Annotated in this window: 14 protein-coding genes and 1 pseudogene; 9 read left to right on the forward strand and 6 right to left on the reverse strand. The window is 55.1% G+C overall.

Features of this window, described 5'->3' with window-relative positions; genetic code table 11:
- The 4 genes from ubiC to malK form a co-directional block, all read right to left on the reverse strand.
- Complete coding sequence (gene ubiC / locus KB892_RS24015; RefSeq protein ID WP_002884807.1) at positions 1 to 498, reverse strand: chorismate lyase; 498 nt, start codon at positions 496 to 498, stop codon at positions 1 to 3.
- A 187-nt stretch (positions 499 to 685) separates the two neighbouring features.
- Complete coding sequence (gene malM, locus KB892_RS24020) at positions 686 to 1609, reverse strand: maltose operon protein MalM (RefSeq protein WP_072353987.1); 924 nt, start codon at positions 1607 to 1609, stop codon at positions 686 to 688.
- A 114-nt stretch (positions 1610 to 1723) separates the two neighbouring features.
- On the reverse strand, positions 1724 to 3013 hold the full coding sequence (locus tag KB892_RS24025; RefSeq protein WP_094890059.1) for a maltoporin: 1290 nt from the start codon (positions 3011 to 3013) through the stop codon (positions 1724 to 1726).
- Positions 3014 to 3096: 83 nt separating this feature from the next.
- Positions 3097 to 4206: a maltose/maltodextrin ABC transporter ATP-binding protein MalK gene (malK, locus tag KB892_RS24030; RefSeq protein ID WP_002884743.1), complete on the reverse strand. Its 1110-nt coding sequence runs from the start codon at positions 4204 to 4206 to the stop codon at positions 3097 to 3099.
- A gap of 370 nt (positions 4207 to 4576) precedes the next feature.
- Between malK and malE the strand changes: the two genes are divergently transcribed.
- The 3 genes from malE to malG all read left to right on the forward strand — a co-directional run bounded on the left by malE (position 4577) and on the right by malG (position 8334).
- On the forward strand, positions 4577 to 5767 hold the full coding sequence (gene malE, locus KB892_RS24035) for a maltose/maltodextrin ABC transporter substrate-binding protein MalE (RefSeq protein ID WP_002884740.1): 1191 nt from the start codon (positions 4577 to 4579) through the stop codon (positions 5765 to 5767).
- Between the two features lie 117 nt (positions 5768 to 5884).
- A complete protein-coding gene (gene malF, locus KB892_RS24040; protein ID WP_002884726.1) occupies positions 5885 to 7429 on the forward strand; it encodes a maltose ABC transporter permease MalF in 1545 nt (514 codons plus the stop codon).
- 14 nt (positions 7430 to 7443) lie between these two features.
- Positions 7444 to 8334, forward strand: coding sequence for a maltose ABC transporter permease MalG (gene malG, locus KB892_RS24045; protein ID WP_002884725.1), 891 nt, complete (start codon positions 7444 to 7446; stop codon positions 8332 to 8334).
- Positions 8335 to 8525: 191 nt separating this feature from the next.
- Here malG and psiE read toward each other — a convergent pair whose 3' ends face one another.
- Positions 8526 to 8936: a phosphate-starvation-inducible protein PsiE gene (gene psiE, locus KB892_RS24050; protein WP_002884721.1), complete on the reverse strand. Its 411-nt coding sequence runs from the start codon at positions 8934 to 8936 to the stop codon at positions 8526 to 8528.
- A 373-nt stretch (positions 8937 to 9309) separates the two neighbouring features.
- Here psiE and KB892_RS24055 point away from each other — a divergent pair, with 373 nt between their 5' ends.
- The 6 genes and pseudogenes from KB892_RS24055 (at position 9310) to KB892_RS24080 (ending at position 13206) form a co-directional block, all read left to right on the forward strand.
- Positions 9310 to 10587: an L-cysteine desulfidase family protein gene (locus tag KB892_RS24055; RefSeq protein ID WP_004151750.1), complete on the forward strand. Its 1278-nt coding sequence runs from the start codon at positions 9310 to 9312 to the stop codon at positions 10585 to 10587.
- An 83-nt stretch (positions 10588 to 10670) separates the two neighbouring features.
- The gene (locus KB892_RS24060) at positions 10671 to 11411 is read left to right on the forward strand and encodes an AzlC family ABC transporter permease (protein WP_002884644.1); all 741 of its coding nucleotides are present in this window, start codon (positions 10671 to 10673) and stop codon (positions 11409 to 11411) included.
- Positions 11404 to 11724, forward strand: a pseudogene (locus KB892_RS24065) (AzlD domain-containing protein). Before KB892_RS24060 ends, KB892_RS24065 begins: the two are co-directional and overlap by 8 nt.
- A gap of 20 nt (positions 11725 to 11744) precedes the next feature.
- Positions 11745 to 12125: a Rid family detoxifying hydrolase gene (locus KB892_RS24070; RefSeq protein ID WP_002884637.1), complete on the forward strand. Its 381-nt coding sequence runs from the start codon at positions 11745 to 11747 to the stop codon at positions 12123 to 12125.
- 107 nt (positions 12126 to 12232) lie between these two features.
- Positions 12233 to 12742, forward strand: coding sequence for a GNAT family N-acetyltransferase (locus tag KB892_RS24075; protein WP_004153543.1), 510 nt, complete (start codon positions 12233 to 12235; stop codon positions 12740 to 12742).
- Between the two features lie 8 nt (positions 12743 to 12750).
- A complete protein-coding gene (locus KB892_RS24080) occupies positions 12751 to 13206 on the forward strand; it encodes an acyltransferase (RefSeq protein WP_002884634.1) in 456 nt (151 codons plus the stop codon).
- Positions 13207 to 13255: 49 nt separating this feature from the next.
- Here the strand turns inward: KB892_RS24080 and pgi are convergent, their stop codons facing one another.
- Entirely contained in the window at positions 13256 to 14905 is a 1650-nt protein-coding gene (gene pgi / locus KB892_RS24085) for a glucose-6-phosphate isomerase (protein WP_002884631.1), read from the reverse strand.
- Positions 14906 to 15186: the final 281 nt, after the last annotated feature.

A 15186-nucleotide genomic window follows, 5' to 3' on the forward strand; every position in this document is an offset into this window, starting at 1 on the left:
TTAGTACAACGGCGACGCAGGCAAAAAAAGCTCGGTCAGCAGCAGGGGTTTGCCGCTCAGCCGCAGGCGGGAACGACGCCCCCACAGCGCTGCATCGCGACCAATTTCAATAAAATCGCGGGTTAATGTCGACGACGTAAACAGGTATCGGCCCAGCGGAGTTTGCCCGAGCTGCTGTAGCGCCAGCTCCGGACCACACAGCGTCGACTCCGGCGCCACCGTGCGCCCGGCCAGCCAGGGCTCGCCATCGGCATTGAGTATAATCTCCCGCAGCCAGTAGCGCGGCTCGTCGGGCAGCAGCGCCGCTTCGTCAGTCAGCGCGTCACGGCCGATATACCCTTCGTTAACCAGGGTCACGGTGACCTGCTTTCCTTGTTGTTCAAAGCGCTGGGTCATTGAGTCCTCCAGCAGCAGCCAGTCACTTAGCGGCGGCGGCAGGGATGGCATAACGGCAAAATAGCGCAGCGCACGCAGTCGCGTAAGCGCAGGATGGGACATGCCTGATTCTCCGGTACATAACGTGAAAGCATTGTATCGCAGAATAGGCGGTTGGTGGCGGGCAAACGTCAATATACGATCATTCACGCAACAGCCATGCAACAGGCTGCCGCGCGTGCAAAAAAAGGTGCATCCCGGAGGATGCACCTAAAGGCTGTGCCTAAACATCAGCATTGTGGGGAGACGATTACCCCTTGCCTTTTACACTGCTGATAAAGGTGGAACGAGCGGATTTCGAGCCGAGGCGCTCAGCTTCGTTCATCAATTTCAGGGCTTTGTCGATGTCACCTTGTTTCACCGCCTGCTTAATACCATTGTTGAAGTAGGTTTCGGTATCGCTGAGCATCGGCTCGCTTTTGGCGGCCGGCGCCGCGGCGGCGGCTGGCGCGGCTACCGGCGCCGCGGTGTTGCCGACGGTTACCGGACCCGGGCCGGAAGAGCCGAACAGCGGCCCCACCAGCACGCTGGAAGTGCTATTAGTTTTCACTTTCAGCTTCAGCACGCCATCGGTGGTATGTTTAGCGATCGGATCCGGGATATCCGGGGCCGCATTGCCAGCGCCTTTGGCATAGGCTTTCGCCGGATCCAGCAGGGTCGTGGTCTGCTGGAGATCTTTTTCAGTGGTAAACACCAGCACATTGAGCTTTTGCTGGCCCAGCGCCGGGGTCAGGCGCATCACGCCGCCCAGGCGGTCAGCGGTCATCACGCCCGGCTGCTGATAGGTAAAGTAATTGCTGGGGAAGAACGCCGCGGGCGTCATGTTCTGGTCGAGAATCAGCACGTTCGGCGCAAAAATCTGCTTATGTTTGTTCAGTTCGCTGTCGAGCGTCAGGGTCAGCTCACCGATATTGGCCGGCACGCTCCAGGCGGCGACCGGTCCGACGATCCCCGGGACATCCAGGCGTTGACCGCCGGTAGTTAAATCAACGCTCTGCGTCTTTGATTGATCGGCAGGCGTCCAGATCAGCTGCTGCAGCGCGCTGGCTGGAATAGCCGGCGCGGCGCTGGTGTTCTGCGGTACAAAGTTAACATCGGCAAGGCTCATCCCCGGCACGCATGCCAACATCCCTGCGGATAAACACAGAGCGACGAGAGTTTTCTTCATTTTCATTCTTCTCACCTTGGATAGCATCGGTTTAGCGGTAGCCAGGCAATAGCGCGCTAACCCTGAATAATCAGGAGGGGCTGACGCCCCTCCCAGGTTACACCCGTCCTGCGGACGGTATTACCACCACACTTCCATCTGGGCACCGAAGGTAACTTCGCTGTCGTCACCGCGGCTGGAGGTGAAAGCGCCGCTTCCGCTGCTGTCTTTCGTCTGCAGACCGGAGGTGTTGCTGTAGCCCCAGTTTTCATCCCACTTCGCGTAGGTTGCGAAGATACGGATAGCCGGACGAGACCAGACGCTGTTGCCTGCCTGCCACTGTTGAGCCAGAGTAATTTTGTACTGGTTGTTGTTTTCGCTGGTACGCTGGGATTTCACGTTGTCGTAACCGATTTCCAGCTGGGTGCTCATGATCGGCGTCCATTTGTACATCGGACGGACACCCACGGTGTACCAGGTAGAACCGTTCTTGCTGTCCAGATCCACGTCCTGGTACATTGCCACGTACATCAGGCCCCAGTCATCGTTGAAGTCCATCGCGCCGTGATCCAGAACGCGGATCATGCTGCCGTTGTTATCGATGCTGGTCCCCTGAGAGTGGCCGCTGTTCCAGGAGGTCATTGCGTCAGTGGCGTACTGAACCACAAACTTGTTGAAGCCGCCCCAGATAGACTGAGTATGTTCACCGGTCCACATCCAGCCGTCTTTCGACGCGCCGTCTTCCAGGCGATAGTCATCCTGCGGGTTAGCACGGCCGTAATCGACCCCTAACTCCAGCACGCCGCCCGGGTTGGTTTCCAGACCCGCCAGACGGATATCAAAGACGTCGTTGGCAGTTTTCGCAGCATTTTTTTTGGTGTCATCGCTGGAGAAAGTATAAGAGCCGCCGCTTTCTGAGTTACGGGTAGCGGCCAGAGAGAGCTTACCGAAGCCAAGGTCAACGTTTTCCAGACCTGCACCCGGGCCGGAGATATCCCAGTAGTAGAAGTCGATCATGTGAACGTCATGACGCTGATAGAAGCGTTTACCCGCCCACAGCGTGGAGCCCGGCAGCCAGTCGATCAGGTTTTTACCCTCGATGTTGGCTTCACGGAACGCCGGAGAGGTGCTTTCCCAGTCATCTTCCTGATTCACGGAATAGGCAACGTTAGTATCGAAATAAAAACTCTTATCCCCTTCCTTCCACAGCTCCTGGCCCAGCTTCAGTTCCGCATAGGTTTCACATTCGTTACCAAGACGGTATTTACTTTGAGCGCCGGTTGCTTTGAAGCACTGTTGCTCGCCGCCGCTGCCGGTCCAGCCAATGCCGGAACGCGCGTAGCCATGGAAATCGACAGCCAGCGCCTGAGCAGACATCACGCCTGCTGCGACGGCGACCGCCAGAGGAAGTTTGCGCAGAGTAATCATCATTCTATCTCCTGAGATCATTGCTTTTCTTTGCACGCTTCGCCGGTATATCGCCAGCCGGGTTCGCGCTTTTTTAATGGGAAGCCTTACACGCCCGGCTCTTTATGCAGCCGACGACAAGCGGTGCCATCCTCACGGAATAAATGGCAACGTTCTGGCGGCAAACCGATAGCGAATGTGGCTCCCTCTTCTACCAACACCACGTCGTTCTGGCGGTAAACCAGGTTCTGACGGATGGCGGGGATCTGGATATGAATTTGCGTTTCGTGACCGAGCTGTTCGACGACCTGGACCTCGCCTTCAAGGGTTACATCGGCGATATCGCTGGGCAATAAATGCTCCGGTCGAATACCTAAGGACATATTGGCGCCCGCCTGCACGTTGGCGCTGTCCACCGGTAGCCAGATTTGCTGACGGTTCGGCAGTTCAACCTGCACCTGATCGATAGCCGTCGCGGTGACTTTGACCGGCAGGAAGTTCATCTTCGGTGAACCAATGAAGCCGGCAACGAAGCGGTCAGCCGGATAGTGATAGAGCTCCAGCGGTTTCCCAACCTGCGCCACACGGCCGGCGTCGAGGACCACGATCTTGTCGGCGAGGGTCATCGCTTCCACCTGATCGTGGGTGACATAGATCATGGTGCGGCCCAGTCGCTTATGCAGACGGGAGATTTCGATACGCATCTGGACGCGCAGGGCGGCATCGAGGTTGGAAAGCGGCTCATCCAGCAGGAAAACGCTTGGCTCTGCCACCAGCGTACGACCAATCGCCACGCGCTGGCGCTGACCGCCGGAGAGGGCTTTCGGTTTACGCTCCAGCAGATGGGCCAGCTGCAGCACTTCCGCAACCTGAGTCACCCGCTGGTTAATCAGATCTTTTTTCGCGCCGGCCAGCTTCAGGCCAAACGACATATTTTCCGCAACGGAAAGGTGGGGATAGAGTGCATAAGACTGGAATACCATCCCAACGCCGCGTTCTGCCGGTGGGATCTCGTTCATGCGGGTGTCACCGATAAACAGGTCCCCGCTGGTAATAGTTTCTAACCCGGCAATCATACGCAGCAGGGTAGATTTGCCGCAGCCCGATGGCCCGACAAACACGACGAATTCCCCTTCGTGGATATCGAGATTGATATCTTTCGATACCACCACGTCACCCCAGGCTTTCGTTACATTTCGCAGCTGTACGCTCGCCATGCCCTTCTCCCTTCGTTACAACCTGTCACTAACAGTCACATTCAAGATGGGTCGACTATGCGGCATTCATTACGCAGGTAAATCCTCCACCCCCCGGCTTTTTTATGGGGGAGGAGATGGGAGGATGAGAGATTGGCTCTCGCCGCGGGGGATGGCGGGCGGAGCGTGATTTCGTGATGGAGGCGACAAAATTGGGCGCTTTTTTCTGTGCTCCAGGACGCAATACGGCCGTTTTTGCAATGGAGATCACACAACCAGCGGGTGGGGCGTAGACCTGGGGAGGATGGAAAGGGGTTGTTAAAAAAGGAAACTCATCATCGTTAAGCCACCGAAGTGTATCCACGAGTACAACACCAAAAAGGACGGGTATATGAAAATCAAAACTGGCGCTCGCATCCTCGCGCTGTCGGCACTGACCACGATGATGTTTTCCGCCTCTGCCCTCGCAAAAATTGAAGAAGGTAAGCTGGTTATCTGGATTAACGGCGACAAAGGCTACAACGGCCTCGCTGAAGTGGGTAAAAAGTTTGAAAAAGACACCGGCATTAAAGTTTCCGTAGAACACCCGGACAAGCTGGAAGAGAAATTCCCGCAGGTTGCGGCGACCGGCGACGGCCCAGACATCATCTTCTGGGCGCATGACCGTTTCGGCGGCTACGCGCAGTCGGGCCTGCTGGCGGAAATCACCCCGGACAAAGCGTTCCAGGACAAACTCTATCCGTTCACCTGGGATGCGGTTCGCTATAACGGCAAACTGATCGCCTACCCGATCGCAGTCGAAGCCCTGTCCCTGATTTACAACAAAGACCTGGTGCCGAACCCGCCGAAGACCTGGGAAGAGATCCCGGCGCTGGATAAAGAACTGAAAGCGAAAGGTAAGAGCGCGCTAATGTTCAACCTGCAGGAACCGTACTTCACCTGGCCGCTGATCGCTGCCGACGGCGGATACGCGTTCAAGTTTGAAAACGGCAAGTACGATGTGAAAGACGTCGGCGTGGACAGCGCAGGCGCGAAAGCGGGCCTGACCTTCCTGGTTGACCTGATCAAGAACAAGCACATGAATGCCGACACCGACTACTCCATCGCGGAAGCGGCCTTCAACAAAGGCGAAACCGCGATGACCATCAACGGTCCGTGGGCGTGGTCTAACATCGATAAGAGCAAGGTTAACTACGGCGTGACCCTGCTGCCAACCTTTAAAGGCAAACCATCGAAACCGTTCGTTGGCGTGCTGAGCGCGGGGATCAACGCCGCCAGCCCGAACAAAGAGCTGGCCAAAGAGTTCCTCGAAAACTACCTGATGACCGATCAGGGTCTGGAAGCCGTTAACAACGACAAACCGCTGGGTGCCGTGGCGCTGAAATCCTTCCAGGAAAAACTGGAAAAAGATCCGCGCATCGCTGCCACCATGGCGAACGCCCAGAAAGGCGAAATCATGCCTAACATCCCGCAGATGTCTGCCTTCTGGTATGCCGTTCGTACCGCGGTTATCAACGCCGCCAGCGGTCGCCAGACTGTCGATGCTGCGCTGAAAGATGCACAGAGCCGTATCACTAAGTAAGAAAACGGCGGGTGGCGCGTGCGCCTACCCGCCCTACCACTACGGCTCGGACCGTAGGTCAGGTAAGCGAAGCGCCACCTGACAAATAAGTTTTCACCGCTGTAGAGGATGATCCCCATGGATGCCGTTAAAAAGAGACACTGGTGGCAAAGCCCGCAACTCACATGGTCTGTGATTGGCTTACTGTGCCTGCTGGTGGGTTACCTTGTTGTTTTGATGTACGCCCAGGGGGAGTACCTGTTCGCCATCATGACGCTGATTTTAAGCTCAGTTGGCCTGTATATTTTCGCTAATCGCAAGGCTTATGCCTGGCGCTATGTTTATCCCGGCCTCGCCGGCATGGGCCTGTTTGTCCTGTTTCCGCTGATCTGCACTATCGCTATCGCGTTTACCAACTACAGTAGCACCAACCAGCTGACCTTTGAGCGTGCGCAGCAGGTGCTGATGGATCGTTCCTTCCAGGCCGGCAAAGCCTATAATTTCACGCTGATCCCTGCGGGTGACGAGTGGAAGCTGGCGCTGACCGACGGCGAAAGCGGTAAAAACTACCTTTCTGACGCCTTTAAATTTGGCGGCGAGCAGAAGCTGGCGTTAAAAGAAACCGACGCCCTGCCGGAAGGCGAGCGCGCCAACCTGCGCGTGATTACCCAGAATCGCACCGCGCTGAACCAGCTGACCGCTGTGCTGCCGGATGACAGCAAAGTCATCATGAGCTCCCTGCGCCAGTTCTCCGGTACCCAGCCTCTGTATACCCTCGGCGAAGACGGGGTACTGACCAACAATCAGACCCACGTTAAATACCGCCCGAACAACGACGTCGGCTTCTACCAGTCAATTAACGCCGACGGCAGCTGGGGCAATGAGAAGCTGAGCCCGGGCTACACTGTGACTATCGGCTGGGACAACTTTACCCGCGTCTTCCACGATGAAGGCATTCAGAAACCGTTCTTCGCGATCTTCGTCTGGACGGTGGTGTTCTCGGTGCTGACCGTGGTGCTGACCGTCGCGGTGGGGATGATCCTCGCCTGCCTGGTGCAGTGGGAAGCGCTGAAAGGCAAAGCGATTTATCGCGTCCTGCTGATTCTGCCGTACGCCGTACCGTCGTTTATTTCGATTCTGATTTTCAAAGGGCTGTTCAACCAGAGCTTTGGTGAAATCAACATGATGCTCAGCACGCTGTTCGGCATTAAGCCGGCCTGGTTTAGCGACCCGACCACCGCGCGCACCATGATCATCATCGTCAACACCTGGCTGGGCTACCCGTACATGATGATCCTGTGCATGGGGCTGCTGAAGGCGATTCCGGACGATCTGTACGAAGCGTCGGCAATGGATGGCGCCGGCCCGTTCCAGAACTTCTTTAAAATTACCTTCCCGCTGCTGATTAAGCCGCTAACGCCGCTGATGATCGCCAGCTTCGCCTTTAACTTTAACAACTTCGTCCTGATTCAATTGTTGACCAACGGCGGTCCGGACCGTCTCGGCACCACCACCCCGGCCGGTTATACCGACCTGCTGGTGAGCTACACCTATCGCATCGCCTTTGAAGGCGGCGGCGGTCAGGACTTCGGCCTGGCGGCGGCTATCGCAACGCTTATCTTCCTGCTGGTTGGCGCGTTAGCGATTGTGAATCTGAAAGCCACGCGCATGAAGTTTGATTAAGGGAGATAACGATAATGGCTATGGTCCAACCCAAATCGCAGAAGCTACGTTTATTTACCACGCATCTCCTGCTACTGATTTTTATCGCCGCGATTATGTTTCCGCTGCTGATGGTTATCGCTATCTCGCTGCGCGAAGGCAACTTCGCCACCGGCAGCCTGATCCCGGATACCATCTCCTGGGAGCACTGGCGTCTGGCGTTAGGCTTCAGCGTCGAACACGCCGATGGCCGCGTCACGCCGCCGCCGTTCCCGGTCCTGCTGTGGCTGTGGAACTCGATTAAGGTCGCCGGGATCACCGCGATCGGTATCGTCGCTCTCTCCACCACCTGCGCTTACGCTTTCGCCCGTATGCGCTTCCCGGGGAAAGCGACCCTGCTGAAAGGGATGCTGATTTTCCAGATGTTCCCGGCGGTGCTGTCGCTGGTTGCCCTGTACGCGTTGTTTGACCGCCTGGGCCAGTACATCCCGTTCGTCGGCCTCAACACCCACGGCGGCGTCATCTTTGCCTACATGGGCGGTATCGCGCTGCACGTCTGGACGATTAAAGGCTACTTCGAAACCATCGATGGCTCGCTGGAAGAAGCGGCGGCGCTGGATGGCGCGACCCCATGGCAGGCTTTCCGTCTGGTGCTGCTGCCGCTGTCGGTGCCGATTCTGGCAGTCGTGTTTATTCTGTCGTTCATCGCGGCCATCACCGAAGTGCCGGTCGCCTCGCTGCTGCTGCGCGATGTGAACAGCTATACCCTGGCGGTAGGTATGCAACAGTATCTCAACCCGCAGAACTATCTGTGGGGCGACTTTGCCGCCGCGGCGGTGCTCTCCGCCATTCCGATCACGGTTGTCTTCCTGCTGGCGCAGCGCTGGCTGGTTAATGGCCTGACGGCGGGTGGAGTGAAAGGTTAATTTTTTTGTAACACCGGCCCCAAATTTCAGAGGAGGGCCGACGGTCTAGCCGCAATACACGACCCCAACCGGGTATTGTCGCCGTCGCCCTCAGCTGAAAAAGTAAGGTCAATGCCACTGCTATCCTCAACTGGACCCTACATAAATTCTATTTGTGACTGTTGGTCAGCGGCCCTGGAGGCCGCTTTTTTTTATTCGCGTTTCAGGCGATTGGAGTTACACAGCCAGAGCGTAATCACCAGGATCAGGATCGCCGCGGAGTAAATGAGCACCGCCAGCGGCGACTCATGATCGACGATAATAAGCCGCACAATTGCGGTAATACCGATATAGACGAAATAGCGCAGTGGAAAGTGAAAACCGGATTCAAAATATTTAACAATCAGCGCGATAAACTCAAAGTAGAGAAAATAGACCACCAGCCCTTCGACCAGCTTGTACTTACTCACCGGCTCCGGCGTAAACAGTACGTGCGCCAGATGCAGGGTCTCCTTTCCCAGGAACACCACCAGAATAATTCCCAGGCACAGCAGTGCCAGATTCAGCACGGCCTGCATGGCCTTCGCAACGAAATTAACCAGCGGACGATATACCGACGGCATAGTGACACCTCAAATGCATGAACGTTGTCGATCTGTATAGCGCAAAAGTGTGATCCAGATCTACCTATGATTCCTTCGCCTTACGCTATCTCCGGGCTATTGATTCGAAAAGTACGAACAAGAGAAAATTGTCCTTCCAGAAACGCTGTGAGCAGATTAACAAAAACATCCGTTACGCTTAGAACGAATCACCCCAACTAACTGAAATATAAAAAGTTTACTTTTTGACACAGGTGTATCTTAAAACCTCCCGTAAGATAAAATTTTTCTCCAAACCACAGTCTTTTTATGGTTATTAGGGTAAGTTTTTTCTTATCTTTTGTCTTAGCATTATCGCAGCTGAATAAAATTTAATTTTGGACATTAAATCATTATGAACACCGATAACGCTTCCCTGTACGTAAAATGGCTCAAACAAGAGGTCGCCCCGGCTTTAGGTTGTACTGAACCCGTCGCTATTTCCTTCGCGGCCGCCTACGCCGCACAATATCTGGATCAGCCTTGCACCAAAATTAGCGGTTTTATTTCCGCCAATCTTTATAAAAACGCGATGGGCGTCACCATACCCGGCACCACCGTTTGCGGTGTACCGCTGGCAGCCGCAATTGGCGCATTTGGCGGCGACCCGCAAAAGGGATTAAAAACGCTGGAAGATATCACTCCGCGGCACGTTGAAATGGCGCAGAAGCTGATCGCCAATAACGCCGTTGATATTGCCGTCGAAGAGACTCCGGATTTTATTCATCTCGATTTAACCCTCTCTGCTGGCGAGAATTGCTGTCGTGTCGTGGTCAAAGGAACCCACACCAACGTGGTCGAGCTTTATATTAATGGCCAGCCGCAGCCATTAAGCGAAAAACAGAATACGCACACCCAGCGCGAAACGCTGCCCACTTTCTCGCTACAACAGGCTTACGACTTTATTAATCGCGTCGACTTTAATGATATTCGCTTTATTCTCGACGCCGCGCGCTTAAACTCCGCGCTGGCGGCAGAAGGCAAAACAAAAAAATATGGCCTGAACATTAACGGTACCTTTTCTGACGCAGTGAAAAACGGCCTGATGAGCAACGATCTGTTAAGCAAGGTGATCATCAACACCGTCGCCGCTTCAGATGCCCGCATGGGCGGCGCGCCGGTGGTAGCGATGTCTAACTTCGGCTCAGGCAATCAGGGCATTACAGCAACCATACCGGTAGTGGTGGTTGCAGAGCATCTCGGCGTCGATGAAGAGACCCTGGCTCGCGCTTTGTCTCTATCTCATCTCACCGCCATCTCAATTCATTCTCGTTATACGCGCTTATCTGCGCTATGCGCAGCCTCAACCGCCGCTATGGGCGCCGCCGCCGGTATGGCCTGGCTGTTTACCCGCGATATCAACACCATTAATACCGCAATTATTAATATGGTCAGCGATATTACCGGCATGATTTGTGATGGCGGTTCCAACAGCTGCGCGATGAAAGTCTCGTCAGTGGTATCCAGCGCCTTTAAGGCGGTACTAATGGCCATGCAAAATAGCTGCGCTGGCGCCAATGACGGTATTGTCTGCGCCGATGTCGAGCAGACTATTAATAACCTGTGCCGTCTGGTGATTAAACCAATGACTCTCACCGATAAAGAAATTATCAGCATTATGGTCGCTAAATAATACCATTTCACGGGCCTGAAAGAGCAGGTCCCGATTAACGTACTCTACCCACACTATTATTTATAAATTAGCAGGTATAGCAGATGAATAAAAAAGTCATCTTCCGCGGCGCCAGCGCTATTATGCCCCTATGCATCGGCGACTTTCCATTTTCATTTATTGTCGGCGCATTAAGCGTTAGCGCGGGCATGAGCGTCTGGCAGAGTACGGCGTGGTCGGCGATCGTCATTGCCGGCTCGGCGCAAATGCTGGCACTGAATATGTTAAAAACCGGCGCCACGCTCGGCGTGATTATTTTCACCACATTAATTATCAATCTTCGCCACGTGCTGTATAGCGCCTCTATTTCCGGCAGCGTGCGTGAAGCTTCATTCTTTAAAAAATGCTTTATGTCCTATGCGCTCACCGACGAGGTGTATGCCACCACCGTCAAAGAGATGGAAGGAAATAAAAAGGAAAAATATCTGTTTTATGGTTCGGCGATGATTACCTTCTGGGCGATTTGGGTGCTGGCTGATTTTCTTGGCGCGCTGGTCGGCGCCTCGTTTCCCCACATTGAGAAATACGGTCTCGATTTCGCCATGGTCGCCGCCTTTATCGCCATCGTGGTGCCGCAAATTAAAAGCCAGGCCTGCACCGTCGCCGCGGTTGTAGCCGCCGTTTCCGGCGTGCTGTTAGTGGTCCTACCCTATTCGCTGGGTATCGTCGTCGCCTCAGTGCTTGGCGTCCTCGCCGGCCTGTGCGTCGACCTGGCGGAAGAGCGCAAGCAGATGGCAAAAACCGAATCCGATATGCCGTTAGTGGAGGCGATGGAAAATGAGTAATAGCTATTTTATCGCCCTGACGCTGGGCATGGCCGCGGTGACTTTTCTCATCCGTTTCTCGTTTATCGGCCTGGCCGGCAAGATCCAGATGTCCGAGCGGGTGACCAAAACGCTACGCTTCGTGCCGGTCACTGTTCTGCCGGCCATCATCACCATTTAGATCCTGAGCGTGAATTCCAGCATGGAGTTCGACTTAAAAAATCCGAAGGTGATCGCCGCCATCATCTGCACGCTCGCCAGCTTCCGTTTAGGTCTGGTGTGGGTGGTAGTGAGCGGCGTCGGCTCGCTGGTGTTGTTAAATTATTTTATGTAACCGTTTGAAGGATAAACCGTATGATTATTACCACCGCTGACGCGCCTGCCGCTATCGGCCCGTACGTGCAGGGCGTCAATCTCGGCGCGATGACCATCACCTCCGGTCAGCTGCCGATTAATCCGCTGGACGGCACCATGCCAGGCGATATCGCCGAACAGGCGCGGCAATCACTGGAGAACGTGAAAGCCATCGTCGAAGCCGCCGGACTCACGGTCGGGCAGATCGTTAAAACTACGGTGTTTGTCAAAGACCTGGCGGATTTTGCCGCCATCAATGCCGCCTACGAGGCCTTCTTTATCGAACACCAGGCGGCCTTTCCGGCGCGCTCCTGTGTGGAGGTGGCAAGGTTACCGAAAGATGCCGGCGTCGAAATCGAAGCGATCGCTTTCGCCCGCTAACCCCCAGGCTGGAGGGAGCGCCTCCAGCCTTCTCCCACCGATTTTTGTCGTTCCACATTGTTCACTTTACAGGCAATATAGCCGCAGAACGACGCGAGGAACGCAGCATGTTAACTATTCGACAGGCATGTCCCGAGGACGCGCCCCAGCTTAGCGCGATGGGCTATGCCAGCTATCATCACCACTTTGCTCATCTCTGGCGCGATGCCGATGAACTGGCGTTATTTCTTAAGCAAGAATATGCCGAAGATGCGCTACGTCGGAGTCTTGCGGATGCGACCCAACACTGGCTCATCGCCGAAGCCCCCTCTCCTGTTGGTTTCGCTAAATATAGCTATCAGCAGCGAATGGCTGACGACGGCAAGATTGGTACGCTGCTGCATAAGCTCTACCTGATGCCGGGGAAGACTGGCCACCGCTACGGCGAGCATATTTTTCACGCCGTCGAGACGCGAGCAAAAACGGCCGGTGAAAGTTGGCTGTGGCTGGAAGTACTCGCCGCGAATCCCGCCGCGCGCCGTTTTTACGAACGCCAGGGGATGCAGCACATCAGAGACACGATTTTCCACTCCGCCAGCCAGCAAAGCACCTTACATATTCTGGCCAAACCGATTTGAGAGGAACTATGCCTGAGCTTCGTGATACCGGCGTACGTAACGTCGTTTGTGGGGAAAATGTCGTTATTTACCAGCCCGCCAACCTCTATGATTGCCAGCTCGGCGATAACGTCTTCGTCGGGCCGTTCGTTGAGATCCAGCGGAATACCCGCATCGGCGCGAACAGTAAAATTCAGTCCCATACCTTTATCTGCGAGTACGTCACCATCGGCCAGCGCTGCTTTATCGGTCACGGCGTGATGTTTGCCAACGACCTGTTTCGCGAGGGTAAACCAAACGCCGACCGCGCCAGCTGGGGGCGGATCGAGATTGGCGATGACGTGTCGATCGGCAGCGGCGCCACGATTCTGGCCGTCAGCATCTGCGATGGGGTGGTGATAGGCGCGGGCAGCGTGGTAACGAAGTCCATTACCGAGAAAGGCGTGTGGGCGGGGAATCCGGCGAGGCTGCTGCGGCGGCTATAAATAAAAATGCCGACCAAAGGGTCGGCATTCCGTCTTAGCTGCGCAAGCGTTATGCGCGCCAGGCTTTATAACGGTTAATCAGGCCGTTAGTAGAGCTGTCGTGGCTGCTAACTTCGCTGCCGTCTTTCAGCTCCGGCAGGATGCGGTTAGCCAGCTGTTTGCCCAGCTCAACGCCCCACTGGTCAAAGGTGAAGATGTTGAGGATCGCGCCCTGGGTGAAGATTTTGTGCTCGTACAGGGCAATCAGCGCCCCGAGGCTGAACGGGGTGATCTCACGCAGCAGGATGGAGTTAGTCGGGCGGTTACCTTCGAACACTTTGAACGGCACCACGTGCTCCAGGGTCGCCGGGTCTTTACCCTGATCGCGATATTCCTGCTCAACCACTTCGCGGGATTTACCAAAGGCCAGGGCCTCGGTCTGGGCGAAGAAGTTAGACAGCAGTTTCTGATGGTGGTCAGACAGCGGGTTGTGGGTGATAGCCGGAGCGATGAAATCGCACGGTACCATTTTGGTGCCCTGGTGGATCAGCTGGTAGAACGCGTGCTGACCGTTGGTGCCCGGCTCACCCCAGATGATTGGGCCAGTCTGGTAGTCTACCGCGTGGCCGTTACGGTCAACATACTTACCGTTGGACTCCATGTTGCCCTGCTGGAAGTAAGCGGCAAAGCGGTGCATGTACTGGTCGTACGGCAGAATCGCTTCGGTTTCCGCACCGAAGAAGTTGTTGTACCAGATGCCGATCAGAGCCAGCAGCACCGGCAGGTTTTTCTCCGCCGGAGTGGTGGAGAAGTGCTTATCCATCGCATGCGCGCCGGACAGCAGCTCAACGAAGTTGTCGAAGCCCACGGAGAGAATGATGGACAGACCAATCGCCGACCACAGGGAGTAACGGCCGCCAACCCAGTCCCAGAATTCGAACATGTTGGCGGTGTCGATGCCGAACTCGCCAACCGCTTTCGCGTTGGTGGAAAGCGCGGCGAAGTGTTTCGCCACGTGCTTGTCGTCGCCCGCGGTTGCCAGGAACCAGTCGCGCGCGCTGTGGGCGTTGGTCATGGTTTCCTGGGTAGTGAAAGTCTTGGACGCCACCAGGAACAGAGTCGTTTCCGGATTCACGTTCTTCAGCACTTCGGCGATATGGGTGCCATCGACGTTAGAGACAAAGTGCATGTTGAGGTGGTTTTTATACGGACGCAGCGCCTCGGTCACCATGAAAGGACCGAGGTCGGAGCCGCCGATACCGATGTTAACCACGTCGGTGATCGGTTTGCCGGTGTAGCCTTTCCAGCTACCGGAGATAATCGCTTCGGAGAAGGTTTTCATCTTCTCCAGCACAGCGTTCACTTCCGGCATCACATCTTTGCCATCAACCACAATCGGCGTATTGCTGCGGTTACGCAGCGCGACGTGCAGTACCGCGCGGTCTTCGGTGCGGTTGATCTTCTCACCTGAGAACATCGACTTGATAGCGCCCGCCAGGTCAGTCTCTTTCGCCAGATCCTGCAGTTTAGCCAGCGTCTCTTCAGTGATGCGGTTTTTGGAGAAGTCCACCAGCATCAGATCGTCGAACGTCGCGGAAAATTTAGAAAAACGGTCGCTATCTTTGGCGAAAAGCTCGCTGATAGTGACATCTTTCATTTCGTCGAAGTGTTTCTGTAATGCCTGCCAGGCAGAGGTCTGCGTTGGGTTGATGTTTTTCATTAGCAATACTCTTCTGATTTGAGATTGTGACTTCGGTCGATTGTAGCGCCGGTGACGGAAAATTGTGATGATTTTTGTGACTTGACCCTGACGCCGGTCAGGAATCGGGTCAAAACGGAGTAAAAAGCCCCATTAGTATAGCTATCATAAGGCTTTTTTCTGTTAGCCGCAGAGGCATGAAAAATCCGCATAACCGCAGCGTTGACATAGCTGGCGTTAAGCCTTTATATATCCGCAGTGCTTACGTATTGGTAGGTATCTATTGCTCGCGCATTTCACGC

The organism is Klebsiella sp. P1927 (assembly GCF_018204675.1).
Lineage (GTDB): Bacteria > Pseudomonadota > Gammaproteobacteria > Enterobacterales > Enterobacteriaceae > Klebsiella > Klebsiella pneumoniae.

Excerpts from the sequence above, each read along its gene's own strand:
- ubiC (WP_002884807.1), bottom strand. The coding sequence starts at position 498 with ATGTCCCATCCTGCGCTTACGCGACTGCGTGCGCTGCGCTATTTTGCC.
- malM (WP_072353987.1), bottom strand. The coding sequence starts at position 1,609 with ATGAAAATGAAGAAAACTCTCGTCGCTCTGTGTTTATCCGCAGGGATG.
- KB892_RS24025 (WP_094890059.1), bottom strand. The coding sequence starts at position 3,013 with ATGATGATTACTCTGCGCAAACTTCCTCTGGCGGTCGCCGTCGCAGCA.
- malK (WP_002884743.1), bottom strand. The coding sequence starts at position 4,206 with ATGGCGAGCGTACAGCTGCGAAATGTAACGAAAGCCTGGGGTGACGTG.
- malE (WP_002884740.1), top strand. The coding sequence starts at position 4,577 with ATGAAAATCAAAACTGGCGCTCGCATCCTCGCGCTGTCGGCACTGACC.
- malF (WP_002884726.1), top strand. The coding sequence starts at position 5,885 with ATGGATGCCGTTAAAAAGAGACACTGGTGGCAAAGCCCGCAACTCACA.
- malG (WP_002884725.1), top strand. The coding sequence starts at position 7,444 with ATGGCTATGGTCCAACCCAAATCGCAGAAGCTACGTTTATTTACCACG.
- psiE (WP_002884721.1), bottom strand. The coding sequence starts at position 8,936 with ATGCCGTCGGTATATCGTCCGCTGGTTAATTTCGTTGCGAAGGCCATG.
- KB892_RS24055 (WP_004151750.1), top strand. The coding sequence starts at position 9,310 with ATGAACACCGATAACGCTTCCCTGTACGTAAAATGGCTCAAACAAGAG.
- KB892_RS24060 (WP_002884644.1), top strand. The coding sequence starts at position 10,671 with ATGAATAAAAAAGTCATCTTCCGCGGCGCCAGCGCTATTATGCCCCTA.
- KB892_RS24070 (WP_002884637.1), top strand. The coding sequence starts at position 11,745 with ATGATTATTACCACCGCTGACGCGCCTGCCGCTATCGGCCCGTACGTG.
- KB892_RS24075 (WP_004153543.1), top strand. The coding sequence starts at position 12,233 with ATGTTAACTATTCGACAGGCATGTCCCGAGGACGCGCCCCAGCTTAGC.
- KB892_RS24080 (WP_002884634.1), top strand. The coding sequence starts at position 12,751 with ATGCCTGAGCTTCGTGATACCGGCGTACGTAACGTCGTTTGTGGGGAA.
- pgi (WP_002884631.1), bottom strand. The coding sequence starts at position 14,905 with ATGAAAAACATCAACCCAACGCAGACCTCTGCCTGGCAGGCATTACAG.